General features: G+C 72.8%; 23 protein-coding genes. 8 read left to right on the top strand and 15 right to left on the bottom strand.

Annotated elements, in window-relative coordinates; genetic code table 11:
• Positions 1-390 (top strand): PPOX class F420-dependent oxidoreductase, encoded by a 390-nt coding sequence (locus tag LQK93_RS12195; protein WP_374968050.1) that lies wholly within the window; start codon positions 1-3, stop codon positions 388-390.
• Between the two features lie 60 nt (positions 391-450).
• Here the strand turns inward: LQK93_RS12195 and LQK93_RS12190 are convergent, their stop codons facing one another.
• Genes LQK93_RS12190 through radA form a run of 3 tightly spaced genes read right to left on the bottom strand, consistent with a single transcriptional unit; the run spans position 451 to position 3955 of the window.
• Complete coding sequence (locus LQK93_RS12190) at positions 451-1380, bottom strand: A/G-specific adenine glycosylase (protein ID WP_374968049.1); 930 nt, start codon at positions 1378-1380, stop codon at positions 451-453.
• A 27-nt stretch (positions 1381-1407) separates the two neighbouring features.
• Positions 1408-2484 (bottom strand): DNA integrity scanning diadenylate cyclase DisA, encoded by a 1077-nt coding sequence (disA, locus tag LQK93_RS12185; protein ID WP_374968048.1) that lies wholly within the window; start codon positions 2482-2484, stop codon positions 1408-1410.
• A 55-nt stretch (positions 2485-2539) separates the two neighbouring features.
• Positions 2540-3955 (bottom strand): DNA repair protein RadA, encoded by a 1416-nt coding sequence (radA, locus tag LQK93_RS12180; RefSeq protein ID WP_374968047.1) that lies wholly within the window; start codon positions 3953-3955, stop codon positions 2540-2542.
• A 73-nt stretch (positions 3956-4028) separates the two neighbouring features.
• Between radA and LQK93_RS12175 the strand changes: the two genes are divergently transcribed.
• Both LQK93_RS12175 and LQK93_RS12170 read left to right on the top strand, forming a co-directional pair.
• Positions 4029-4259, top strand: coding sequence for a hypothetical protein (locus LQK93_RS12175; protein ID WP_374968046.1), 231 nt, complete (start codon positions 4029-4031; stop codon positions 4257-4259).
• Between the two features lie 206 nt (positions 4260-4465).
• Positions 4466-4798 (top strand): Lsr2 family protein, encoded by a 333-nt coding sequence (locus LQK93_RS12170; protein WP_343986837.1) that lies wholly within the window; start codon positions 4466-4468, stop codon positions 4796-4798.
• 105 nt (positions 4799-4903) lie between these two features.
• Here the strand turns inward: LQK93_RS12170 and ligD (LQK93_RS12165) are convergent, their stop codons facing one another.
• Together ligD (LQK93_RS12165) and ligD (LQK93_RS12160) are read right to left on the bottom strand one after the other, a co-directional pair.
• Complete coding sequence (ligD, locus tag LQK93_RS12165) at positions 4904-5788, bottom strand: non-homologous end-joining DNA ligase (protein WP_374968045.1); 885 nt, start codon at positions 5786-5788, stop codon at positions 4904-4906.
• Positions 5788-6735, bottom strand: a complete 948-nt coding sequence (ligD, locus tag LQK93_RS12160; RefSeq protein ID WP_374968044.1) for a non-homologous end-joining DNA ligase — start codon at positions 6733-6735, stop codon at positions 5788-5790. The genes ligD (LQK93_RS12165) and ligD (LQK93_RS12160) overlap by 1 nt, the downstream gene beginning before the upstream one ends.
• 18 nt (positions 6736-6753) lie before the next feature.
• On the opposite strand from ligD (LQK93_RS12160), the gene LQK93_RS12155 reads away from it, so the two are divergent.
• From LQK93_RS12155 to LQK93_RS12145, 3 genes are all read left to right on the top strand, one after another.
• Entirely contained in the window at positions 6754-7761 is a 1008-nt protein-coding gene (locus LQK93_RS12155) for a Ku protein (protein WP_374968043.1), read from the top strand.
• A 95-nt stretch (positions 7762-7856) separates the two neighbouring features.
• Complete coding sequence (locus tag LQK93_RS12150; RefSeq protein WP_374968042.1) at positions 7857-9083, top strand: acetyl-CoA hydrolase/transferase family protein; 1227 nt, start codon at positions 7857-7859, stop codon at positions 9081-9083.
• Between the two features lie 37 nt (positions 9084-9120).
• Positions 9121-9903 carry an SDR family oxidoreductase gene (locus tag LQK93_RS12145; RefSeq protein ID WP_374968041.1) on the top strand — a complete coding sequence of 261 codons (783 nt, stop codon included), beginning with the start codon at positions 9121-9123 and terminating at the stop codon, positions 9901-9903.
• Positions 9904-9946: 43 nt separating this feature from the next.
• Here the strand turns inward: LQK93_RS12145 and LQK93_RS12140 are convergent, their stop codons facing one another.
• From LQK93_RS12140 to LQK93_RS12120, 5 genes are all read right to left on the bottom strand, one after another.
• Positions 9947-10744 carry a sugar phosphate isomerase/epimerase family protein gene (locus LQK93_RS12140; protein WP_374968040.1) on the bottom strand — a complete coding sequence of 266 codons (798 nt, stop codon included), beginning with the start codon at positions 10742-10744 and terminating at the stop codon, positions 9947-9949.
• 68 nt (positions 10745-10812) lie between these two features.
• Entirely contained in the window at positions 10813-11742 is a 930-nt protein-coding gene (locus tag LQK93_RS12135; protein ID WP_374968039.1) for a Ppx/GppA phosphatase family protein, read from the bottom strand.
• Positions 11743-11853: 111 nt separating this feature from the next.
• A complete protein-coding gene (locus LQK93_RS12130; protein ID WP_374968038.1) occupies positions 11854-12588 on the bottom strand; it encodes an ABC transporter permease in 735 nt (244 codons plus the stop codon).
• Positions 12585-13346, bottom strand: a complete 762-nt coding sequence (locus tag LQK93_RS12125; RefSeq protein ID WP_374968037.1) for an ABC transporter ATP-binding protein — start codon at positions 13344-13346, stop codon at positions 12585-12587. The genes LQK93_RS12130 and LQK93_RS12125 overlap by 4 nt, the downstream gene beginning before the upstream one ends.
• Before the next feature lie 10 nt (positions 13347-13356).
• Positions 13357-13986, bottom strand: a complete 630-nt coding sequence (locus LQK93_RS12120; protein WP_374968036.1) for a TetR family transcriptional regulator — start codon at positions 13984-13986, stop codon at positions 13357-13359.
• A gap of 177 nt (positions 13987-14163) precedes the next feature.
• Between LQK93_RS12120 and LQK93_RS12115 the strand changes: the two genes are divergently transcribed.
• Together LQK93_RS12115 and LQK93_RS12110 are read left to right on the top strand one after the other, a co-directional pair.
• A complete protein-coding gene (locus LQK93_RS12115) occupies positions 14164-15003 on the top strand; it encodes a hypothetical protein (protein ID WP_374968035.1) in 840 nt (279 codons plus the stop codon).
• The gene (locus LQK93_RS12110) at positions 15003-15692 is read left to right on the top strand and encodes a class I SAM-dependent methyltransferase (protein WP_374968034.1); all 690 of its coding nucleotides are present in this window, start codon (positions 15003-15005) and stop codon (positions 15690-15692) included. The genes LQK93_RS12115 and LQK93_RS12110 overlap by 1 nt, the downstream gene beginning before the upstream one ends.
• A 90-nt stretch (positions 15693-15782) precedes the next feature.
• On the opposite strand, the gene LQK93_RS12105 is transcribed toward LQK93_RS12110, so the two are convergent.
• The 5 genes from LQK93_RS12105 to LQK93_RS12085 all read right to left on the bottom strand — a co-directional run bounded on the left by LQK93_RS12105 (position 15783) and on the right by LQK93_RS12085 (position 21765).
• The gene (locus LQK93_RS12105; RefSeq protein ID WP_374968033.1) at positions 15783-16775 is read right to left on the bottom strand and encodes a type IV toxin-antitoxin system AbiEi family antitoxin domain-containing protein; all 993 of its coding nucleotides are present in this window, start codon (positions 16773-16775) and stop codon (positions 15783-15785) included.
• Between the two features lie 158 nt (positions 16776-16933).
• Positions 16934-17818 carry a carboxylating nicotinate-nucleotide diphosphorylase gene (gene nadC, locus LQK93_RS12100; RefSeq protein WP_374968032.1) on the bottom strand — a complete coding sequence of 295 codons (885 nt, stop codon included), beginning with the start codon at positions 17816-17818 and terminating at the stop codon, positions 16934-16936.
• Complete coding sequence (locus LQK93_RS12095; protein WP_374968031.1) at positions 17815-19647, bottom strand: L-aspartate oxidase; 1833 nt, start codon at positions 19645-19647, stop codon at positions 17815-17817. The genes nadC and LQK93_RS12095 overlap by 4 nt, the downstream gene beginning before the upstream one ends.
• 163 nt (positions 19648-19810) lie before the next feature.
• A complete protein-coding gene (gene panC / locus LQK93_RS12090; protein WP_374968030.1) occupies positions 19811-20860 on the bottom strand; it encodes a pantoate--beta-alanine ligase in 1050 nt (349 codons plus the stop codon).
• Positions 20857-21765, bottom strand: coding sequence for a Rossmann-like and DUF2520 domain-containing protein (locus LQK93_RS12085; protein WP_374968029.1), 909 nt, complete (start codon positions 21763-21765; stop codon positions 20857-20859). The genes panC and LQK93_RS12085 overlap by 4 nt, the downstream gene beginning before the upstream one ends.
• Between the last annotated feature and the right edge of the window lie 17 nt (positions 21766-21782).

Raw genomic sequence — 21782 nt, 5'->3', positions numbered from 1 at the left:
GTGGCGACCCTTCCGCAGCACCTCTCCCCTGCGGCGCTCGAGTTCATGTCGGTGCGCCACCTGGCGACGCTGACGACGCTGCGGCCGGACGGCTCACCACACGTCGTGCCCGTCGGCTTCACCTGGGACGCCGAGCACTCCGTCGCGCGGGTCATCACCAGCCGCACGAGCCGCAAGGCCCGCAACGCGGCTGCGGGCTGCCCGGCGGTGATCTGCCAGGTGGACGGACGTCACTGGCTCTCGTTGCAGGGGGTGGCGCGGGTCCTCGAGGACGAGGCCTCCGTCGCCGACGCCGTGCAGCGGTATGCCGCCCGCTACCGCCAGCCCCGCCCCAACCCAGAGCGCGTGGTCATCGCGATCGACGTGACCTCCGTCCTCGGCAACCTCTGACCCCTTCCCCACCCAGTGACTGCTCGGTGGCCGGTGGCGTGCGGCTGGGGCCCGAGCGGGTCAGGCGGGGAGGCGGAAGCGTCTGCGGGGCAAGGGCTCGACGAGCCCGTCGGCCACCAGGGAGTCCAGGCAGCGCATGACCTGCGTCCGGTCGTCGGCAGCGTCCTCGAGGCGGGCGAGCGAGACCGCGGCGTGGGCCGCGCGCAGCCGGTGCAACAGCTCACCGCGGACCTGCCGGTCGGTCCCGTGCCAGGCCTGCCCGCGTCGCGGCGGACCGTCATAGGCGGGCCGGCCGTCCAGGTTCCAGGCGCACAGGCCGGCGACCGGGCACTCCTCGCACTTCGGTCCCCGGGCGACGCAGACCAGGGCCCCGAGCTCCATGACGGCGACGTTCCAGGTGTTCGCGTCGTCGACGTCGGCCGGCATCGAGTCGGCTGCCAGCCGGGCCTCGGCCCGGTTCAGCGTCAGGTGCGGGAACGCCTTGCCCTCGAGCGTGCGCGCCAGCACCCGGCGGACGTTCGTGTCGACGACCACCTCGGGGAGGCCGAAGGCGAAGCACGAGACCGCCGCCGCCGTGTAGGCGCCGACCCCGGGCAGCGCGAGCAGCTCCTCGGGGGTGGCCGGGACCTGTCCATCGTGGCGCTCGATCATCACGGTCGCCGCCTCGTGCAGTCGCAGGGCCCGCCGCGGGTAACCGAGCCGGCCCCACGCGCGCACCGCCTCTCCCGGCGCCGCAGCGGCCAGGTCGCCGGGCGTGGGCCACCGGGCCATCCACTCCCGCCAGATCGGCTCCACGCGCGCCAGCGGGGTCTGCTGGGACATCACCTCCGAGAGGAAGACGCCCCAGGGACTGCAGTCGGGTTCACGCCACGGCAGGTGCTTGCGGCCCTCATCGGCATACCACTGGTTGATCCTGGCGTGCAGCAGCGACAGCGGCACCGGCGACGAGGGCGGTGGTGAGCTGCGCTCGGGGGCCCGGCGGGACGGCATACGCGAGGGGTGCAGCGAAGCCGCGGGTCAGACGTAGCGCTCGAGGATGCTGGACTCGGCCAGCCGGGAGAGGCCCTCGCGCACCGCGCGGGCGCGGCCCTCGCCGACCCCCTCGACGAGCATGAGGTCCTCGATGCCCGCGGCGAGGAGCCTCTGGAGCGACTCGAAGTGGAGCACGAGGCGGTCGACGATCGCGGCGGGAAGCCTCGGCACCTTGGTGAGCAGGCGGTAGCCCTGGGGTGACACGGGTGCGTCGAGGCTGTCGCCGACCACCGAGAAGCCCACCGCCCGGGCCCCGGCCGCGAGGTCGAGCAGCTCCACGGAGTTGAGGGCCTCGAGGTTGGCCAGGGCCTCCTCGACGGTCAGCCCGGACTTGGTCGACGGGAGGTAGTCGCGGATGACCAGCTCGCGATCGTTGCCGAGACCACCGACGAGCTCCTCGAGCTGGAGGCTGAGCAGGCGTCCGTCGGTGCCGAGCTCGACGACGTAGTCCTTGATCTCGGCGGAGATGCGCCCGACCATCTCGAGGCGCTGCAGGACCGCGGTGACGTCGCGGATCGTGACGAGGTCCTCGATCTCGAGGGCGGACAGCGTGCCCGTCACCTCGTCGAGGCGGGCCTTGTAGCGCTCGAGGGTCTGCAGGGCCTGGTCGGCGCGCGAGAGGGTTGTCGGCGAGCCCTCGATGACGTGCCGCAGGTCGCCGACGTAGAGGGCGACCACGCCCATCGACTGGCTGACGGAGATGACCGGGAAACCGGTCTGCTTGGCCACCCGCTCGGCCGTGCGGTGGCGGGTGCCCGACTCGGTGGTCTCGATGCGCGAGTCCGGCACGAGCTGGGTGGCCGCCCGCAGGATGCGCGTGCCGTCGCGATCGAGCACGACGGCGCCGTCCATCTTGCACAGCTCACGCACGCGGGTCGCGGAGAACTCGACGTCGAGCACGAAGCCACCGGTGCAGATGGAGTCGACCACGCGGTCGAAGCCGAGCACGATGAGGGCCCCGGTGCGCCCCCGGAGGATGCGTTCGAGGCTGTCGCGCAGCTCGGTGCCCGGCGCTACCGCGGCGAGGGCTGCCCGCAGCAGCAGCTCGTCGTTACGCTCCATCACTTCCCTGTTCGCAATGGGGGCACTGAGGGGTCCACCCCGGGTCGGTCGCAGTCTAGACGGTGGCGACCGCGGGCGCGCTCTGTGCCTGCCCACCGGCGAGGCGGCCCATCGCGTGGATGGCGCGCGGGACGTCGGCGACCTCGACGGCGCGTATGCCGTCCGGCACGGAGCAGTCGGCGAGCGTGCCGGGCGGCACCAGCGCGTGCCGGAAACCGAGCCTGGCGGCCTCGGCGAGGCGGCGGTCGAGACCGGTGACGCGGCGCACCTCGCCGGCCAGCCCGACCTCCCCGAACGCGACGACGTCGGTCGCGAGCGGCTTGTCGACGACAGAGGAGGCCACGGCGCAGACGATGGCGAGGTCGGCGGCGGGCTCGGTGATCCGCACCCCACCCACGGTGGCCGCGAAGATGTCGCGCGAGCCCACCGGAGCGCCCGCTCTCTTGTCGAGGACGGCGATGATCATCGCCAGCCGGGAGGCGTCCAGACCACTCGAGGTGCGCCGCGGCGAGGGCAGCGTGGAGGTCGCCACGAGGGCCTGCACCTCGGCCACGAGGGGACGGCGGCCCTCGAGGGTGACGGTGACGCAGGTGCCCGGGACCGCATGGTCACGGGTGGAGAGGAACAGCCCACTGGGGTCGGCCAGCCCGGTGATGCCGACATCGGACAGGTCGAAGCAGCCGACCTCGTCCGTGGGGCCGAACCGGTTCTTGACGGCACGCACCAGCCGTAGGCGCGAGTGGCGGTCGCCCTCGAACTGCACGACGACGTCGACGAGGTGCTCGAGGACGCGCGGACCCGCGATGGAGCCGTCCTTGGTGACGTGGCCGACGAGGAGCACCGCGACACCGCGGGCCTTTGCCGCCGCGATGAGGCTGCCGGCGACCTCACGGACCTGCGAGACGTTGCCGGCCTGGCCCTCGACATCGGCGCTGGCGATGGTCTGGACCGAGTCGACGACGAGCAGTCCCGGCGAGCGGGCCTCGACCTGGCCCAGGACGGTGGCGAGGTCGGTCTCGGCCGCGAGGTAGAGGGTGTCGGCCATGGCGCCGATGCGCTCGGCGCGGGTGCGCACCTGGGCCGCCGACTCCTCACCGCTGATGTAGAGGACGTCGGCCCCGGAGCGGGCCGTCCGTGCCGCGACGTCCAGCAGCAGCGTCGACTTGCCGACTCCCGGCTCACCCGCGACGAGCACGACCCCTCCCGGCACGAGGCCGCCGCCGAGCACCCGGTCGAACTCCGGGACGCCGGTCGGCCGGGCCGCTGCCCGGGTGACGTCGACGTCGGCGATGCGCTGCGCCGGGGAGACGACGGTGGCTGCGGTCGTGCGCGCGGCGGTCGGACCGCCCACCTCGGCGACGGTCCCCCATGCCTGGCACTCGCCGCACCGGCCGACCCACTTGGCGGTGGTCCAGCCGCACTCGGCGCAGCGGAAGCCGGGCGTGCGGCGGGCGGTCGTCCTCGTAGCCATGGCATGACCGTAGGGGCCCGGTCCGACAGCCGCCGCGACGGCCCTTCCGGCTCGCCGTGAGAAAATGGGGCCCATGGACTCGGTCATGCCCTACGTGCTCGCGCTCGTCCCGACGGTCGGGGTCGCCGCCCTCTTCTACTTCGTCATCAAGAGCATCCTCGAGGGAGACCGTCGTGAGCGCCTCGCCCAGGCGAGGTGGGAGGCGGAGCACCGTCGTGAGGCAGGCGTCGCCGAGGCCCCCGCGACAGGTCGCGGGGCCGCGCCGCAGGATTCCGAGGCCGGGCCCACGGCGAGCGATCGCTGAGCCGCCATCGACGTCGCCGCCTCGAGAGCGCAAGTCGTCGTTTTCTTCGCGAATAGGTCTGTCTCCGAGGGGCTTCGTTTTCATTTCGCAACGCCATTGTTTTCGATGGAAATGCATTTCTCGCCCGAGAGCGGTAAATTGAGCCTGCTCGTGGGTCTTGCATTCACGGCCGCCCCTCCGAAACAACAGACGTCAGATGGAGAAACATGGCCCAGCGTGTCGAAGTGGTTCTGATCGATGACCTCGACGGCGGAAATGCCGATGAGACGGTGACCTTCGCTGTCGACGGCGTCACATACGAGATCGACCTGTCCGACGACAATGCCCGCAAGCTTCGCGACGACCTCGCGACGTGGACCGGTCACGCCCGTCGTGCAGGCACGGCAAAGGCGGCTTCACGCCGTCGCCAGACCGGTGGAAGTGCAAAGCGCAGCGACCTGGGCGCCGTCCGGGAGTGGGCCCGTGCCAACGGGCACAACGTCTCCGACCGCGGCCGCATCTCTGCGGAGATCCAGGACGCCTACGACAAGGCGCACTGACCGGTCACGACCTGTCCTCGCGAAAGGGCCCGGCACTCCACGAGCCGGGCCCTTTCGCCTGCCCCGAGCACGTGCCACGGATCGGCCTCTCGCCCGTGCCGCGACTCAGGCGGTGATGGCCTCCGCCAGGTCGCCGTCCCGCTCCACCCGGTCCAGCACCTCGTCGGCGGTCAGCTGCACGAGCTCGCCACCCTGCGCCCCCGACTCGATCTCGTCCCACGAGCGCGGCGCCGCCACGGTCGGGCGCTCGCGGCCGCGCAGCGAGTAGGGGCAGACGGTCGTCTTCGCCGCCACGTTCTGGCTCCAGTCGAGGAAGACCTTGCCGGGCCGCAGCTCCTTGGCCATCTTCCACACGACGAGGTCGGGGTGCGCCTTGGTCAGCTCCTGCGCGAGCTGCTGGACGGTGTCGCGGATCTGGTCGCTCGTGTGCAGGCCGGGCAGGACGGCATACAGCTGGAGTCCCTTGCTGCCGCTGGTCACCGGCAGGGTGTCCAGCCCGAGGCCGCCGAGCCGCTCGCGCACGATTAGTGCCACGCGCGCGCACTCGTGCAGCCCGGTGCCGGGGCCCGGGTCGAGGTCGATGACGAGGCGGTCGGGGTTCCGCGGCTCCGCGTCGCGCCCCTCCCCCTCGAACCGCCACTGCGGCACGTGCAGCTCCAGGGAGTTGAGGTTGGCGAAGTACGTCAGGCCCGCGAGGTCGTCGATCAGCGGGAAGACCGGGTCGCGGCCGGCGCGGCGGATCCACGCGGGCGTCCCGGCGGGGAGGTTCTTCTCGAAGAACTGCATGTCGGCGACCCCGTGCGGGAAGCGGATCCGTGTGACCGCGCGGTCGCGCAGGTGCGGCAGGATCACCGGCGCGACGCGCGCGTAGTAGTCGATGACCTGCGCCTTGGTCGTGCCGGTGCGGGGGTACATCACCTTCTCGAGGCTCGACAGGCGCAGGCGCCGGCCGTCGACCTCGACGGTGACCTTCGGGGCGTCGAGGGCCATCAGTCACCGTCCTGGTGCGCGTCGACGTCGGCCGGCGCGAGGTCGGCGCGCAGGCCCTTGTATGCCGGCTGGCGCAGCCGCCCCTGGCTGCTCAGTCCCAGCGACTCCACATCCGCCACCAGCACCGGCTGCACCCACGTCGCGCCGACCGAGTCCTCGGCGGGCAGCTCTGTGGCGAAGGGCGAGTCGGCCGACGTCAGCGTCTCGAGGTCACGCAGCAGCGCCTGCCCTGTCTTGCCGGCGAGGCCCGAGCCGACCTTGCCGAGGAACTGCAGGCCGCCCGGGCCGGGCACGCCGACGAGAACCGAGCCCAGGCGCCGCCTGACGGTGCCGGTCGACTCCGGGCGCCAGCCGCCGATGACGACCGACACGGTGCCGCGATGGGGCAGCTTGAGCCAGTAGGACGAGCGCAGTCCCGGCACGTAGACGGAGTCGACCCGCTTGGAGACGATCCCCTCCAGCCCCTGCTCCTTCGTCGCCGCGTGCAGCGTCACCCCGTCGGTGAAGGTCGGCGGCGTCTGCCAGCGTGGGCCGCCGAGCTCCAGGCGCTCGAGGGTGGCGCGCCGGTCGGTCCACGTCCGGGAGAGCAGCTCGACACCGTAGAGGCGCAGCAGGTCGAAGGTCATCAGGGTGACGGGCGCCTGCTCGGCCAGCATCGCCGCGCGGCGCACGTCGGTCACGTGGAAGCGCTCGGCCATCGCCCCGAAGGACGGCACGCCACCCCGCAGGGAGACGATCTCGCCGTCGAGGAGCATGTCGGCATACTCCCCCGCCAGGCCGCGCAGCTCCGGGAATGCCACGGTCACGTCCCGCTCGGTCCGGGAGAAGAGGCGCAGCCCACCGTCCGAGACGTCCGCGAGAACACGCATTCCGTCCCATTTGACCTCGTGGCTCCACAGGTCGCCGACCGGAACGGTCGACGCTGGCGTCGCGAGCATGGGGCGCATGGGTGCATTCTTGTTCCCATGCGAGCCATCTGGAAAGGCGCCGTGTCGTTCGGCCTCGTCAATGTGCCGGTCCGACTCTTTTCGGCGACGGAGAACCACGACGTGCAGTTCCGGCAGGTTCACGAGAAGGACGGGGGCCGCATCAAGTACCAGCGGATCTGCTCCATCGACGGTGAGGAGGTGCCCTACTCCGACATCGCCAAGGGTTATGAGGCCGCCGACGGGCAGATGGTGATCCTCAGCGACGTCGACCTCAAGAGCCTTCCGACGCGGACGACGAAAGAGATCTCGATCGAGAAATTCGTCCCCTCCGAGCAGATCGACCCGCTTCTATTCGACAAGAGCTACTACCTCGAGCCCGACAAAACGGGTCTCAAGCCCTATGTGCTCCTGCGCGACGCCCTCGAGAAGGCCGACCGGATGGCCCTGGTCACGGTCTCGGTGCGCACCCGCATGACGCTGGCCGTGCTGCGCGTGCGTGAGGGGGTCATCGTGCTCCAGACCCTGCTCTGGGCCGACGAGGTGCGCAAGCCGGAGTTCGAGTCGCTCTCCGAGGAGACCCACGCGACGCAGAAGGAGCTCGCGATGGCCTCCTCGCTCGTCGACTCGCTCTCGGGCGACTACGAGCCCGACGAGTTCGAGGACGACTACTCCGAGGCGGTCGCCAAGCTGGTCGAGACGAAGATCGAGGGCGGCGACATCACCGAGACGCCCGAGGCCAAGGGCGAGGAGAGCGAGGTCGTCGACCTGCTCGCGGCCCTGCAGCGCAGCGTCGACAAGGCCAAGGCGGCCAGGTCCGGCGGGTCCGCGGCGTCCGCAGCCTCCGGCGCAGCGAGCAGCGCGACCGGGACCGACGGCGACGGCGGCACGGCCGGGAGGTCGGCGTCGAAGTCGACAGCCAAGAAGACGGCCGCCAAGGCGACCACCGCCAAGACCGCGGCGAAGAAGACCACCGCACAGAAGGCGACGACCAAGAAGGCCACCACCAAGACGGCCGCCAAGAAGTCGACCAAGAAGGCGAGCTGAGCCCGGGCGCCCCACCCGTCGGCGGCGTCCGCGACGTCGGTCGCCCCTGACGGCATACGCCCTCTTTGGGGTGGCCCCTGCGCGACGATGGGAGCGTGCGAACGGCGACGATCGACGAGCTCACCCGGCGCCTGCAGACGCTTCCCGAGAACCCTCGAGTCGTGGTCAGCGGCAACATGGCGGTCCCGTGGGAGGCCGTGCGTGCCCTCGACGCCGCCCAGCGCTCCTACGTGCTGCACGCCTTGAACGCGCCGGCGGGGCTGCCCGACCGGGAGGGCGTGACCGTCGAGACGTGCTTCGTCGGCCCGGGCATGCGTCACCACCCCCGGCTGCGCTACGTGCCCTCGCGCCTGTCCCTCGTCCCGCTGCTCTACAGCCGCGCCCTGCCGCCGGACGCCGTGCTGCTGCACTGCGCGCCCCCGCGACACGGGCAGGTCAGCATGGGTCTCGAGGTCAACGTGCTGCCTGCGGCCCTGGAGGCGTGCCGCTCGCGTGGTGGCCTCGTCGTGGCCGTGGTCAACCCGCAGATGCCCTACACGTTCGGTGACGCGCAGGTCCCGCTCGAGCACGTCGACCTCGTCGTCGAGGTGGACTCTTCGATGGCCTCGAACGGCCGGAGCCACCCGGACCCCGAGAGCCAGGTCATCGGCGAGCGCGTGGCCGCGATGGTGCGGGACGGCGCCACGATGCAGCTCGGCATCGGCGCCGTGCCCGACGCGACCCTCGCCGCGCTCACCACCAGGGTCGGCATCCGGATGTGGACCGAGATGTTCTCCGACGGCGTGCTCGCGCTCGACGAGGCCGGGGCCCTGGACCCCGACCACCCGCTCGTGACGTCGTTCTGCTTCGGCTCCCAGGAGCTATACCGGTGGCTCGACGGCAACCCGCGCGTCCGGATGATGCGCACCGAGAAGACGAACGACCCGGGCTTGATCGCGCAGCAGCGGCAGATGACCTCGGTCAACACGGCGCTCGAGGTGGACCTCTTCGGCCAGGCCAACGCCTCGCGGATCAACGCCCGCATCCACTCCGGCTTCGGCGGGCAGACCGACTTCATCGTCGGTGCGCTGCACTCCCCCGGCGGGCAGTCGTTCATCGCGTTGCGCTCGTGGCACCCCAAGGCCGACGTGTCGACGATCGTGCCGCTGCTCGACGAGCCGGTCACGAGCTTCCAGCAGAGCGCGATCGTCACCGAGCACGGCGTCGCGCCGCTGTGGGGCCGCAGCGAGAGGGACCAGTGCCGCGACATCATCGAGGAGTGCGCGCACCCCCGGGTCCGCGAAGACCTGTGGGAGGAGGCGCAGGCGCTCGGCCTCGCCTGACCGAGGATGTATGCCGTCCGGCTCGTAGGGTGACCGCATGACGTCGAGCTCTCCCGCCTCCACCACGTCCGGCTCCTCACCCTCCGGCTCCTCGTCGCAGGGGCGGCCGGTCGCCGTCGTCACGGGCGGCACGCGAGGCATCGGCCTCGCCATCGCCCGGGACCTCGCCCCGACGCACCACCTCGTCACCGGTGGGCGCAACGCCGACTCCGTCGCCGAGGTGGTCGACTCGCTGCCGTCGGCGCAGGGGCTGGTCGCCGACCTCGCCGACGTCGCGCCGGGCGGCTCGCTCCTGACCGCCCTGGACGCGCTGGTGCCGGGGCTCGAGCGCGTGGACGTGCTCGTGCACTCGGCCGGCGTGCTGCGCACCGGCACCGTCGCCGACTCCCCGGTCCAGGACTGGGCCGACTCGATGACCGTCAACCTCGTCGCGGTGGCCGCGATCACCCGGGCCCTCCTGCCGGCGCTGCGCGCGGCGCACGGGCTCGTCATCACCGTCAACTCCGGCTCCGGCTTCACCGCCACGCCGGCCTCCGGCGCCTACTCCGCCTCGAAGTTCGCGCTGCGCGCCTTCAGCGACGCGCTGCGGCAGGAGGAGCGCGAGCACGGCGTGCGCGTCACCTCGCTGCATCCCGGCCGCGTCGACACCGACATGCAGCGCGAGCTCGTCGAGTTCGAGGGCGCGGAGTACGACGCCGGCGCCTACCTCGACGTCGCCTCGGTCGTGCGCGCGGCACGACTGGCCATCGACGCCGGCCCGGACGCGAGCGTCGACATGGTGTCGGTCCGACCCCGCGGCTGGCGCCCCGCCGGGGCCTGACGGCCCCTCGGAGCGCTCAGATGCGGCTGGCCCCTCGGAGCGCTCAGATGCGGCTGGCTCCGCGCGTGGGGACGAGGCCGAGTCGCGCGAAGGCGAGCGCCTCGGCGAGGTCGACCTCCCGCTGCTCGCGCGCCACCTTGCGGGTCGAGACCTCCACGACGACCTGGCCGTCCCAGCCCGAGTCGGCCAGGTGCTCGAGCACGGCCGCACACGGCTGCGTCCCGCGCCCGGGCACCAGGTGCTCGTCGAGGAACGAGCCCAGCCCGTCGGTCAGGTGCAGGTGGGCGAGCCGCGACCCGAGGGCCTGGGCCATGGCGAGCGCGTCGGCGCCGGCGGTGGCGGTGTGCGAGAGGTCGAGCGTGACGTTGTCGTAGGGCTGCCCCACCGGGTCCCAGTGCGGCAGGTACGCCATGACCTCACGCCGCGCGGTGCGCCACGGGTACATGTTCTCGACGGCCAGCCGGACACCGGACTCGCGCTCGCGGCGGGCGACGCCCTCGACGAAGCCGGCGGCATACTCCCGCTGCCAGCGGAACGGCGGGTGCAGCACCACGGTGCCCGCGCCGACCTCCCGGGCCAGGTCGATGGAGCGGTCGACCTTGCCCCACGGGTCGGTGCCCCACACCCGCTGGGTCAGCAGCAGGGTGGGCGCGTGGACGGAGACGACCGGCAGCTCGTGCAGCTCCGAGAGGGCGCGCAGGGCGCCCGCCTCTTGCGTGACCGGGTCGGTCCAGACCATGACCTCGATGGCGTCGTAGCCGAGCCGGGCAGCTGTCGCGAAGGCCGTCGCCGCGTTGTCGGGGTAGAGCGAGGCGGTCGAGAGGCCGACTCGGATCGTCATGCGGCCATTTTGCGCCACGGACCGGTGCGCCCCGCCGGCCGGGTGCCGGCCCCACACGGAAGAGGGCGTCACGACGTGAGGTGGTCGAGGCGCCTGAGGATCAGGCCCTCCCGAAGCGCCCACGGGCCGATCTCGAGCTCTTCGACCTGCAGGAGGTCCAGGGCCGCCTCGGCGACGAGCGCCCCGGCATACAGCTGGCGGGCCCGGCCCGCGGAGACGCCGGGCAGCTGCGAGCGGGCCGCGGTGTCCAGGGGCCGCACGTCGGCGACGATGCGCCGCAGGTCGTCGCGGGAGAGGGTGCGCCGCACGTACGGTCCGTCGGCCCGTGGGGCGGCGCCGGCGATCCGGGCGAGGGAGCGCATGGTCTTCGACGTGCCGACGGCGCGGTCGGGTGGCCCCGCCGTCAGCAGCGGGCGTACGCGCTCGGCGAGAGTGGTGCGCACGTAGGAGCGCAGCTCACGTGCGGAGGCTTCCGTCGGCGGGTCGCCCACCAGACGCTCCCGCGTGAGCCGGCCGGCCCCGAGGGGCAGGCTGATGGCCACGTCGGGATCCTCGTCCAGGCCGTTGGCCAGCTCCAGCGAGCCGCCGCCGATGTCGACGACGAGCAGGCGTCCGGCCGACCACCCGAACCAGCGGCGAACGGCGAGGAAGGTCATGCGGGCCTCGTCGGCACCGCTCAGGGCCTCGAGCTCGATCCCCGTCTCGTCGCGGACCCGGGCGACCACGGCCTCCCCGTTGGGCGACTCCCGCAGCGCCGAGGTGGCGAACGCGAAGAGGTCGCCGACGCCCTGGTCCTCGGCGACCACGAGGCACTCGCGGAGGAAGGCGACGAGCCGGTCCGTGGTCGCCTTGCTGACCCGGCCGTCGGCCTCGAGGCTCTCCGACAGGCGCAGCTCGGTCTTGTGCGAGAACGCCGGCAGGGGCTGCGCGCCGGGATGGGCGTCGACGACGAGGAGGTGGACCGTGTTCGACCCGATGTCGATGACGCCCAGGCGCATGCGCCTCACCCTAGTCGCGCGCCCTGCACGGGCGGTATGCCGGTCGCGGAGCCCGTATGCCGTCGCGGAGCCCGTATGCCGTGGCGCGGGTCGCGCCCCGCGGGCCTGCGGTCAGGCGGAGCGGCGGCTCAGCGTCAGGGACGCCAGGGCGAGGGAGCCGGCGATGAAGGCCGCGACGATGCCGAGGTCGGTGAGCACCTCGGCGGCAGGGTCGGCGTTGGCCGCGATCTCCTTCATCGCGTCCACGGCGTACGAGAGCGGCAGCACGTTGCTGATCCACTCGAGGACGGTGGGCAGCTGGTCGCGCGGCACGAGCAGCCCGCACAGCAGGAACTGGGGCAGGATGAAGGCCGGCATGAACTGCACCGCCTGGAACTCCGTGCGGGCGAAGCCGCTCGCGAGCAGGCCGAGCGCGGTGCCGAGGACGGCGTCGAACACCGCGACGACGACGAGCAGCCAGACCGGGCCGGCGACGTCGAGCCCGCAGACCCAGACGGCGAACGCCGTTGCCACGAGTGCCTGCACGGCTGCGAGCGCGCCGAACGCGACGGCATACCCGAGCATGAAGTCGCCCTTGCCCATGGGCGTGGTGAGCAGCCGCTCGAGCGTTCCCGACTGGCGCTCGCGCAGCGTCGCCACGGACGTCACGATGAACATCACGACCATCGGGAAGACGCCGAGGAGCGCCGGGCCGATGGAGTCGAAGACCGGGGTGCCGTCGTAGATCCAGGCGAGCAGCCCGAGCAGCACGCAGGGGACGACGAGGATCAGGGCGATGGTGCGGTGGTCGGTGCGCACCTGGCGCAGCACGCGGCCCGAGGTGGCGGTGGCGAGCCCGGCGTTCACGACGACCTCCTCCCGCCGGACCCGGCGGTCTCGGCGTCGATGAGGGCGAGAAACGCCGCGTCGGCGTCCGGGGCACCGGTGCGCTGCAACAGCTCGTCGGGCGTGAGATCGGCGAGCACGCGTCCCTCACGCAGCAGCACGAGGCGGTCGCAGCGGGTGGCCTCGTCCATGACGTGGCTCGACACGACGAGCGAGTGCCCGCGGTCGGCGAGGTGGCGGAAGAGGTCCCACAGGTCGCGGCGCAGCACGGGGTCCAGGCCCACGGTGGGCTCGTCGAGCACGAGCAGGCTCGGCCGGCCGACCAGGGCCGCGGCGAGCGAGACCCGGGACTCCTGGCCGCCGGAGAGGTCCTGGACCAGCTGGTCGGCGTACGACTCGAGGTCGACCTCGGCGAGGGTGCGGTCGACGGCCTCGCGCAGCCCGTCGCCGCGTAGGCCGATGGCGCGGCCGAAGTAGGTGACGTTGTCGCGCACCCCCAGGTCGGCGTAGATGCTGGGTGCCTGCGTGACGTAGCCGACGCGGTCGCGCAGCACGGGCGAGCCGGCCGGGTGGCCGAGCACCGTGACGGTGCCGGCCTCGATGACCTGGACCCCGACGATGCACCGCAGCAGCGTCGACTTGCCCGAGCCGGAGGGCCCGAGCAGGCCGACCACCTGTCCGCCGGGGATCTCGAGGTCGAGGCCGGAGATGACCCGCCGCCTGCCCCGCACGACCTGCAGGCCGCGGATGGCGACCGCCGGCTCGCTGTTATTCATCATGCGATGAAATCTACTCCGGTGTGGTGGGCCTGTCCACGAGATGGTGCTGCAGGACGGGGCCGAGGCGCTCGACCAGCTCCTCGCGGGTCGCGTCGACGAGGGCGGGCAGACGGACGACGTAGCGCGCCACGACCAGGCCCAGGACCTGCGAGGCCGCGAGCGCACCCCGCAGCTGCGGGTCGGGCACGCCGGTGCTGGCCGCCACGCGCCCGAAGACCTCCCGGCCGAGGAACTCGCGCAGCATCCGCGCCGCCTCCTCGCTCGTCATGCTCGAACGCACCAGCGCCACCAGCGCGTCACGGCGCTCCGCCGGCTCCCACACCGTCAGGAAGGTGTCGACGATGCGCCACCCGAGCCGGTCGACGTCGCCGGTGAGGAGGTGGTCGATGAGCTGCGTCGGGTTGACCGGCACGTCGAGCGTCTCGACGAAGAGGGCCGCCTTGCCACCTTCGAAGTAGTGGTGCACCAGGGCCGGGTCGACGCCCGCCTCGCGCGCGATGCCACGCATGCTGGCCTTGTCGTATCCCTTGGCCGCGAAGGACCTCCTGGCCGCCTCGAGGATCGCCGCCCGCGTGTCGGCCCCACCGGGACGGCGGCCCCGGCCCTTGGGTGCCACCGCGCGGCTGGTGCTCGACGTCATGTCCTCACGCTAGCGCCGTGCGCCCGTCGGCCCGGGAGGCCGGATCGGACGCGGGCACGGTGGGACCGGGCCCCGGGGACGCGGCACACGGCATACGCCCGCTCCGCGAGCCGGCCGGGCGCCCACGGAGCGGGCAGCGGCGGGCGGCAGAACCGGGCCGCGACGTAGGGTGATCCGGTGGCTGAAGCACCCCTGGACCTCCCCCGCGTGTGGGTCGAGTTCACCGACCCCGCCGACGCGGGCCAGCGCTACCGATGCGACCTGACGTGGCTCACGAGCAGCTGGACGTGCATCTTCGGCAACGGCTGCCAGGGGATCTACGCCGGCCGGCCCGACGACGGCTGCTGCACGCTCGGCGCCCACTTCACCGAGAAGGACGACTGGAAGCGCGTGGAGCGGGCCGTCGAGGAGCTCGGCGAGGACGAGTGGGAGTACCACTCCGTCGGCACCGCCACCGGCACCAAGGAGGACTGGACCGAGAAGGAGGACGGCGCGCGCAAGACCAAGGTCGTCGACGGCGCCTGCATCTTCCTCAACCGTCCCGGTTTCCCTGCGGGCGCCGGCTGCGCGCTGCACCAGCACGCCATCCTCACCGGCGTCGAGCCGCACACGCTGAAGCCGGATGTGTGCTGGCAGCTGCCGCTCCGGCGGACGTTCCGCACCGTCGAGCTGCCCGACGACACCAGCTACCTCGAGATCACGATCACCGAGTACGACCGCCGCGGCTGGGGACCCGGAGGGCACGACCTCGACTGGTACTGCTCGGGCAACCCCGAGGCCCACGTCGGCCGCGAGCCGGTCTACCGGTCCAACGCTCCCGAGCTGATCGAGCTGATGGGCCCGGAGGCCTATGCCGAGCTCGCGATCCGCGCCGAGGCCCACCTCGCCCAGGTCAAGGCGGTTCGGGCGCACGGGGCGCGCAAGCTGCTGCCGCTGCTCGTGCACCCGGCCACCCTCGCGGCGCAGGGCGGTGCCGCTCGCCCGGCTCCGGGCCCGGCGGCTCGGAAGCGGGCCTGATGAGCGAGACGATCCCCTCCTCCAACATCTGGGAGACGCCCGACGTCTACGAGATCGAGAACCGGGGCGTCGACCGCGCGCACGTCATCGAGGACGCCATGCGGTCGGTGCTCGACTGGACGGGCCGCGACGTCGTCGACATCGGGTGCGGCACCGGCTTTCACCTGCCGCACTTCGCGCAGGATGCTCGGTCGGTCGTCGGCGTCGAGCCGCACCCACCGCTGGCTTCCCTTGCGGCAGAACGCATCTCGGGTATGCCGTCCGTCTCAGTCCGCGAGGAGGGCGCGGCCGCGATCGGGGTGCCGGACGGCTCGTTCGACGTCGCGCACGCCCGGTGGGCGTACTTCTTCGGGCCGGGCTGCGAACCCGGCCTCGCCGAGCTGGAGCGGGTGATGCGTCCCGGCGGCGCCGCCTTCGTCATCGACAACGACGCGACCCGGTCGACGTTCGGGCAGTGGTTCCGGCGCGCCCTGCCCTCCTACGACCCTCGCGCGGTCGAGCGGTTCTGGGAACGGCAGGGCTGGCAGCGCGAGCGCCTCGACATCCGGTGGGACTTCGACTCGCGCGAGGACTTCGAGGGCGTCGTCGGCATCGAGTTCGCGCCCGAGCACGCCGACCTGATCCTCGCCGAGCACCCGGACGCGACGGGCGTCGACTACGCCGTGAACCTCTGGTACCGCCGCTACTGACCGCGCGTCTGCCTGCGTGGTCGCGGACGCGGCCATGCGTGGTTGACGGGCCCCCAGCGTCCACAACCCCGCACGGCCTGCTGGCGACAGTCAGGCTGCCCGCTGCTGGACGCTGCAGCCGGCGCCGCATGGTCGAGCCCGCCCGGTCCATCCCCGGTTCCGGAAGATCAGGGCGAGATCTGCGGCGAAATCGCACGGCGTGACGGCGACGTCGGTCCAGCCGCCGCGGACGGTGAGGAGCCCGGTCGCGGCGGCCTTGCGATCTCGCGCGCCGGCACGCTGCTGACCCGTCCAGCCAACGTGCCCGAGTCGACCGTCGATCTCCACGACGACCGCCACTTCTGCATACGCCGAGTCACGCGAGCGGGCACCCGGAGCGGGCAGCTGACGCGTGCCCTTCGGCAAGCCGTGCGCACCCTCGATGTCCCGCGCGTAGCGGACCTCGGCCGCGCTCTCCGCGCCTTCGCCGATCAGGCCGAGGGCCTCTGCCAGCATCCGTCGGTGGGGATGGGTGGGCCGGCTCAGCAGAGCTCCGGCGAGCTCGGACTCGGTGGTCAGCCGCAGCTGGCACGCCTTGGCGACCAAGGCGAGCGCACGATCGGCACCATGACCGAGGGCGAGGTCGAACGCCGTGTGCTCGATCGTGGTCCTCGGCGGCCAGGCCGTCGGGTGCACCCGGGACGTGAAGTGCCGGCTGCGACGCACCCTGACCCCGGGCAGGTCAGCGCCACTACGCCCGGTGGGCACGAGGACCTCGACGTCGGAGAGGTGGAGCTCCTCGTCGGGAGCACGTGGGACCAGTCCCCACGCCTGACCCGCGCTGGCACCAGTGAGGCAGCACGGCGGTCCCACCGCCAGGAGCGCGCCCACCATGCGCGACTCCCAGTCCCGGCGACCGGGCGTGGTGAGGTAGACACCTCGATGGACCTGGAGCCAGCGTCCCGACGAGACCCGCCACCTGACCTCGTCGCCGCTCCACCCCGCTGACAGGAGCTGGGTCCGGGTGACGAGGCCCGCCTGACCGGCGACTCGGGCAGCCAGGAGCCGGTCGAGGGTCCGCTTCCCGGTTGCTCCGTCAGCCATCACCCGAGTGTGGTCCCACAGCGCCCCGTCCAGGTTTCGGCATCCACAGGACCTGGCCGCATCACGCGGCCGCCCCGGGCCGGGAGGGCGTGCGTGGTTGCGGGGCCAGTGGCGCCGTCAACCACGCACAACCTTCGAGCGCCGAACGGGCGCCGGGGTCAGTCGACGAGGTCGAGGGCGATGTCGACGATCGGCGAGGAGTGGGTCAGGCCGCCGACGGAGATGAAGTCGACTCCCGTCTCGGCGTAGTCGCGGGCCACCTCGAGGGTCATGCCGCCCGTGGCCTCGATCTCGACGGGTTCGCCTGCGGCGCGGAGCAGCTCGACCGTCTCGCGCAGCACGTCGAGGTCCATGTTGTCGCACATGACGAACCTCGCGCCGGCGTCGTAGGCCTCCTGCGCCTCCGCGGGAGTCGTCACCTCGACCTGCACGTCGACGTCGGGGAACCGCTCGCGCACCAGGGCGTAGGCCGCCGCGACCGAGCCGGCCGCCAGCTTGTGGTTGTCCTTGATCATCGCGACGTCGTAGAGCCCCATGCGCTTGTTGGTGCCGCCACCGCAGCGCACCGCATACTTCTCGAGCCAGCGCATCCCCGGCGTCGTCTTGCGGGTGTCGAGCACCATCGCGCCGGTCCCCTCGAGCGCGTCCGCCCAGCGCCGCGTGTGCGTCGCCACGCCGGACAGCCGGCTGAGCAGGTTGAGGATCGTCCGCTCGGCCACGAGCACCACCTGCGTCGGGCCGGTCACGCTGGCGATGACGTCGCCGCGCTCGAGCCGCGCCCCGTCGTCGTTGACCACCTCGACCGTCGGCACCTCGCCGCCGATCTGCTCCGCCACGGCCGCGAGCACCAGCCCGATCACCGGCACGCCCGCCACGACACCGGGCGCCCGGGCGACGATCTCGGCCGTCCGGGTCTGGTCGGCCGGGATGGTCGCCAGGGTGGTGACGTCGAGCCCGTCGGGACCGAGGTCCTCGCGCAACGCCACTGCCACCAGCTCGCGCGCCCACTCCTGCGGGAACCCGCTCAGCCCGTCGTCACTCACGCCGTCTCCTCCGGTCCGTTCGCCGAGTTCGTATGCCGCACAGCCGGGCTCGCGCCGACCGTTCCCTCTGCAGGCTCTGCACGGTCCTCGTCGAGGACGTCGACCGGCATCGAGGCGTCGAGGTCGAGGCCCTCGAGGTTCGACCGCGGCACCGGCACGACCTCGGCCGCCAGCACCCCGCCCGACCGCCGCAGGTGAACGTGGTGCAGGAAGTGGTCGTCGTCCCGGCTCGGGAAGTCCTCACGCACGTGACCGCCGCGCGTCTCCTCACGCAGCGCGGCGGCATACGCCAGCGCTCGGCCGAGGTGGAGCAGGTTGGTGGTCTCCCAGCTCTGGGGGCCGCCCTGCTGGTCGGCGTCCTCGGTGGCCGCGCGCACCGCGAGGGCCCCGAGCGCCTGCTCGGTGGCGGCGAGGGAGGTTGCCGACCGCACGGTGCCGGCGCCGGCGGTCATGGCGCGCTGGATGTCGAGACGCCGCTTGCTCCCGACCAGCTCCGGCTCTCCCTTCGACGCCACGGGGGCCGCCTCCGGCAGCTCGCCGGCGCCGAGCCGGGCGGTGAGGTCGTCGGCGATCCGGCGTGCGAAGACGACACCCTCGAGCAGGGAGTTGGAGGCGAGCCGGTTGGCGCCGTGCACGCCGGTGCACGAGGTCTCGCCGCACGCGTACAGGCCCTCGAGCGAGGTGCGCCCGCGCAGGTCGGTGCGCACACCGCCGCTGGCATAGTGCTGTGCGGGCGCGACGGGCAGCAGCTGCGTCGCGGGGTCGAAGCCGAGCTCGCGGCAGCGGGCGACGATCGAGGGGAACCGGTGCTCGAGGAACTCGGCGCCGAGTTGGCGGCAGTCGAGGTAGACGTGGTCGGTTCCGGTCTCGCGCATCCGCGCGATGATGGCGCGGGCCACGACGTCGCGCGGCGCCAGGTCGGCGAGCGCGTGCTGGCCCTGCATGAACCGCTCCCCCGCCTCGTCGACGAGGAAGGCGCCCTCGCCGCGGACCGCCTCGGAGATGAGGGGCTGCTGGCCGCGCGAACCCTCGCCGAGCCAGAGCACGGTCGGGTGGAACTGGACGAACTCGAGGTCGGCGAGCACGGCGCCGGCGCGCAGCGCGGCCGCCATGCCGTCGCCGGTCGCCACCGACGGGTTGGTCGTCGAGGCGTAGATCTGGCCGAGCCCGCCGGTGGCCAGGACGACGGCGCGCGCGTGGGCTGCGCCGACGCCGTCGACCTGGCCCTCGCCGATGACGTGGAGCGTGACGCCGCAGACCCGCTCATCGCTGTCGGTGAGCAGGTCGACGACGAGGGCGTGCTCGATGACCTCGATGCCGGGGTCGTCGCGCACCCGGTCGAGCGCGGCGATGAGGGCACGGCTGATCTCGCGCCCCGTGGCGTCGCCGCCGGCGTGCAGGATGCGGTCGCGGTGGTGGCCGCCCTCGCGGGTCAGCGAGATCTTGCCGGTGTCGCCGCGGTCGAAGTCCGCTCCCAGGGCGATCAGGTCCCAGACGGCATCGGTCCCCTCGGTGACGAGCGCGCGCACCGCGTCGACGTCACAGAGGCCGACACCGGCGACGAGCGTGTCGTGGATGTGCTCGGCCGGGCTGTCCTCCGGTGACATGACGGCGGCGATGCCGCCCTGCGCCCAGGCCGTCGAGCCCTCGTCGAGCACCGTCTTCGTGACGAGCAGGACGCGGTCGACGCGACGCCGCAGCCGCAGGGCAGTCGTGAGTCCCGCGATGCCGGAGCCGACGACGATGACGTCGGCCGTGGTCGTCCAGCCGGGGGCGGGCGCGCTCAGCCGTCGGGGGACGCTCACGTCGGGGAGCCCGCTCTGCGGCATACGCCTGGCCTCTCATCTGGTGGGTGGTGCCGAATGCTGTGACCCGGTCGCGGCGGGAGTCTGCACGCCGACGCCGCCGTGCCACGTCACATCGTGCCCTACGGAGGGCGGCTGGCCGCGCCCGATGCCGTACGCCGGCCGGGACCCTGGCGCGAGCGGACCCTCAGGTCTGGCTGAAGGTCTCGAGTGCGCCGCCGCCCGGGCCCACGAGGACGGGCAGGTTGTCGATGAGGCGCGTCGTCCCGACCCGGCCGGCCACCGCCAGGAGGGCCTCGCCGCGGTACCACTCCGGGACGTCCTCGAGCGTGTCCGGGTGGACGAGGACGAGGTAGTCGACGAGGGCCAGCGGCTCGCGCACGAGCACCGCCCGGGCGGCTCGGCGTACGGCCGACGGACCCTCTGCGGCTGCGGCCGCGCCGGCGCGCAGGGCCGCCGACAGGCAGAGGGCCGTCTCGCGGTCGGACGGCGTCAGGTAGGTGTTGCGGCTCGACATCGCCAGGCCGTCGTGCTCGCGCACCGTCGGCACGGACACGACGCGGACCGGGAAGTCGAGGTCGCGACACATGCGGCGGATGAGGAGCAGCTGCTGGGCGTCCTTCTGCCCGAAGTACGCCGCGCTGCACCGGGTCAGGTGCATCAGCTTGGCCACGACGGTGAGCATGCCGTCGAAGTGCCCGGGACGGGACTGGCCCTCGAGGACGTCGCCGAGGGGGCCGGCCGAGATCCGCACGGCCGGGTCGCCGTCGGGATAGACGACGTCCGGCGTCGGGGCGAAGACGAGGTCGACTCCGGCCTCCGTGCAGATCGCGAGGTCCGCGTCGAAGGTGCGCGGGTAGCGCGAGAGGTCCTCCTTGGGCCCGAACTGCAGGGGGTTGAGGAAGATCGTGACGACGACGTGCCGGTGTGCCGCACGCGCCTGCCGGATGAGCGTCGCGTGGCCCTGGTGCAGGGCCCCCATCGTCATCACCACGGCGACGTCGTCGTCGTCGAGCGCCGCACGGGCGTCGCGCAGCTCGTCACGGGTGCGGGCGACGACCGGGGTCGTCCGCCTGGGCTCGGCGGCAGGCTCGGTGACGGGCTCGGTGACGGGCTCGGTGACGGGCTCGGTGACGGGCTCGGTGACGGGCTCGGTGACGGGCTCGGTGACGGGCTCGGTGACGGGCTCGGCGGCAGGCTGGGCGCCTGGGTGCGCGCCTGGCTGGGCGGCGGTCATGGCTGGTCCTCCTCGTGCGCGAGCAGCTGGAGCAGCGGGTCGGCGACGTCCGCCCTGAGGCGCCCGCTGAGCAGCGCCCGCTGCGCCGTCGCGCGGGCCAGCGCCAGGTAGGTCGGACGGATGTCCGGGGCCACCGTGCGCATCATCGCGACGTGCTCGGCCACCGTACCGGCATCGCCCCTGGCCACCGGTCCGGTGAGGGCTGCGTCACCCCGCTGGAGGGCGTTGGCGAGCGCGGCCGTCAGGAGCGGCTCCAGGACCCGGGCCGGGTCGTCCACACCGGCCTCGCCGAGCAGCTGCATCGACTGGGCCACCAGCGTCACGAGGTGGTTGGCGCCGTGCGCGAGGGCGGCGTGGTAGGTGACGCGGTCCTCCTCGGCCACCCACACCGGGTCGCCGCCCATCTCGATGACCAGGGCCTCCCCCAGCGGGCGCGCCAGGTCGGTGGTCGTCACCCCGAAGCAGCAGTCGGCGAGGCGGTCCAGGTCGAGGGCCGTGCCGGTGAAGGTCATGGCCGGGTGCAGGGCCAACGGCACGATGTCGCTGTCGGCGGCGGCCTCGAACACCGAGATGCCGTGCGCGCCAGACGTGTGCATGACCAGCTGCCCGGGGGTGAACGTGCCGGTCGCGCTCAGTCCCGCGACGAGGTCGGCCAGGGCGTCGTCCGGGACGGCCAGCACGACAAGGTGCGCCCCCGCGACCACCTGTGGCACCGACTTCACCGGGACGCCGGGCAGGAGCGTCGCGGCGCGCTCGAGGCTCGCCTCGCTGACCGCCGAGACGCCGGTGATGACGTGGCCGGCTCGCTGGAGGGCCGCTCCGAGGACGGCGCCGACCTTCCCGGCGCCCACGATGCCGACGTCGAAGCGGGCAGGACGCTCGGAGGGGCTGCTCACGCACGGCACGCTATCGCCTACAGTCG

This window comes from Terrabacter sp. BE26 (genome assembly GCF_041941675.1).
GTDB lineage: Bacteria > Actinomycetota > Actinomycetes > Actinomycetales > Dermatophilaceae > Terrabacter.
Note: the sequence above shows the minus strand (reverse complement) of the source record. Positions and strands in the feature narration are given on the sequence as shown.

Bases quoted from the DNA above. Each gene is read 5' to 3' on its own strand.
- LQK93_RS12190 (WP_374968049.1), bottom strand. From the start codon at position 1,380: ATGCCGTCCCGCCGGGCCCCCGAGCGCAGCTCACCACCGCCCTCGTCG.
- disA (WP_374968048.1), bottom strand. From the start codon at position 2,484: ATGGAGCGTAACGACGAGCTGCTGCTGCGGGCAGCCCTCGCCGCGGTA.
- radA (WP_374968047.1), bottom strand. From the start codon at position 3,955: ATGGCTACGAGGACGACCGCCCGCCGCACGCCCGGCTTCCGCTGCGCC.
- LQK93_RS12175 (WP_374968046.1), top strand. From the start codon at position 4,029: ATGGACTCGGTCATGCCCTACGTGCTCGCGCTCGTCCCGACGGTCGGG.
- LQK93_RS12170 (WP_343986837.1), top strand. From the start codon at position 4,466: ATGGCCCAGCGTGTCGAAGTGGTTCTGATCGATGACCTCGACGGCGGA.
- ligD (WP_374968045.1), bottom strand. From the start codon at position 5,788: ATGGCCCTCGACGCCCCGAAGGTCACCGTCGAGGTCGACGGCCGGCGC.
- ligD (WP_374968044.1), bottom strand. From the start codon at position 6,735: ATGCGCCCCATGCTCGCGACGCCAGCGTCGACCGTTCCGGTCGGCGAC.
- LQK93_RS12155 (WP_374968043.1), top strand. From the start codon at position 6,754: ATGCGAGCCATCTGGAAAGGCGCCGTGTCGTTCGGCCTCGTCAATGTG.
- LQK93_RS12145 (WP_374968041.1), top strand. From the start codon at position 9,121: ATGACGTCGAGCTCTCCCGCCTCCACCACGTCCGGCTCCTCACCCTCC.
- LQK93_RS12140 (WP_374968040.1), bottom strand. From the start codon at position 10,744: ATGACGATCCGAGTCGGCCTCTCGACCGCCTCGCTCTACCCCGACAAC.
- LQK93_RS12135 (WP_374968039.1), bottom strand. From the start codon at position 11,742: ATGCGCCTGGGCGTCATCGACATCGGGTCGAACACGGTCCACCTCCTC.
- LQK93_RS12125 (WP_374968037.1), bottom strand. From the start codon at position 13,346: ATGATGAATAACAGCGAGCCGGCGGTCGCCATCCGCGGCCTGCAGGTC.
- LQK93_RS12120 (WP_374968036.1), bottom strand. From the start codon at position 13,986: ATGACGTCGAGCACCAGCCGCGCGGTGGCACCCAAGGGCCGGGGCCGC.
- LQK93_RS12110 (WP_374968034.1), top strand. From the start codon at position 15,003: ATGAGCGAGACGATCCCCTCCTCCAACATCTGGGAGACGCCCGACGTC.
- LQK93_RS12105 (WP_374968033.1), bottom strand. From the start codon at position 16,775: ATGGCTGACGGAGCAACCGGGAAGCGGACCCTCGACCGGCTCCTGGCT.
- LQK93_RS12095 (WP_374968031.1), bottom strand. From the start codon at position 19,647: ATGCCGCAGAGCGGGCTCCCCGACGTGAGCGTCCCCCGACGGCTGAGC.
- panC (WP_374968030.1), bottom strand. From the start codon at position 20,860: ATGACCGCCGCCCAGCCAGGCGCGCACCCAGGCGCCCAGCCTGCCGCC.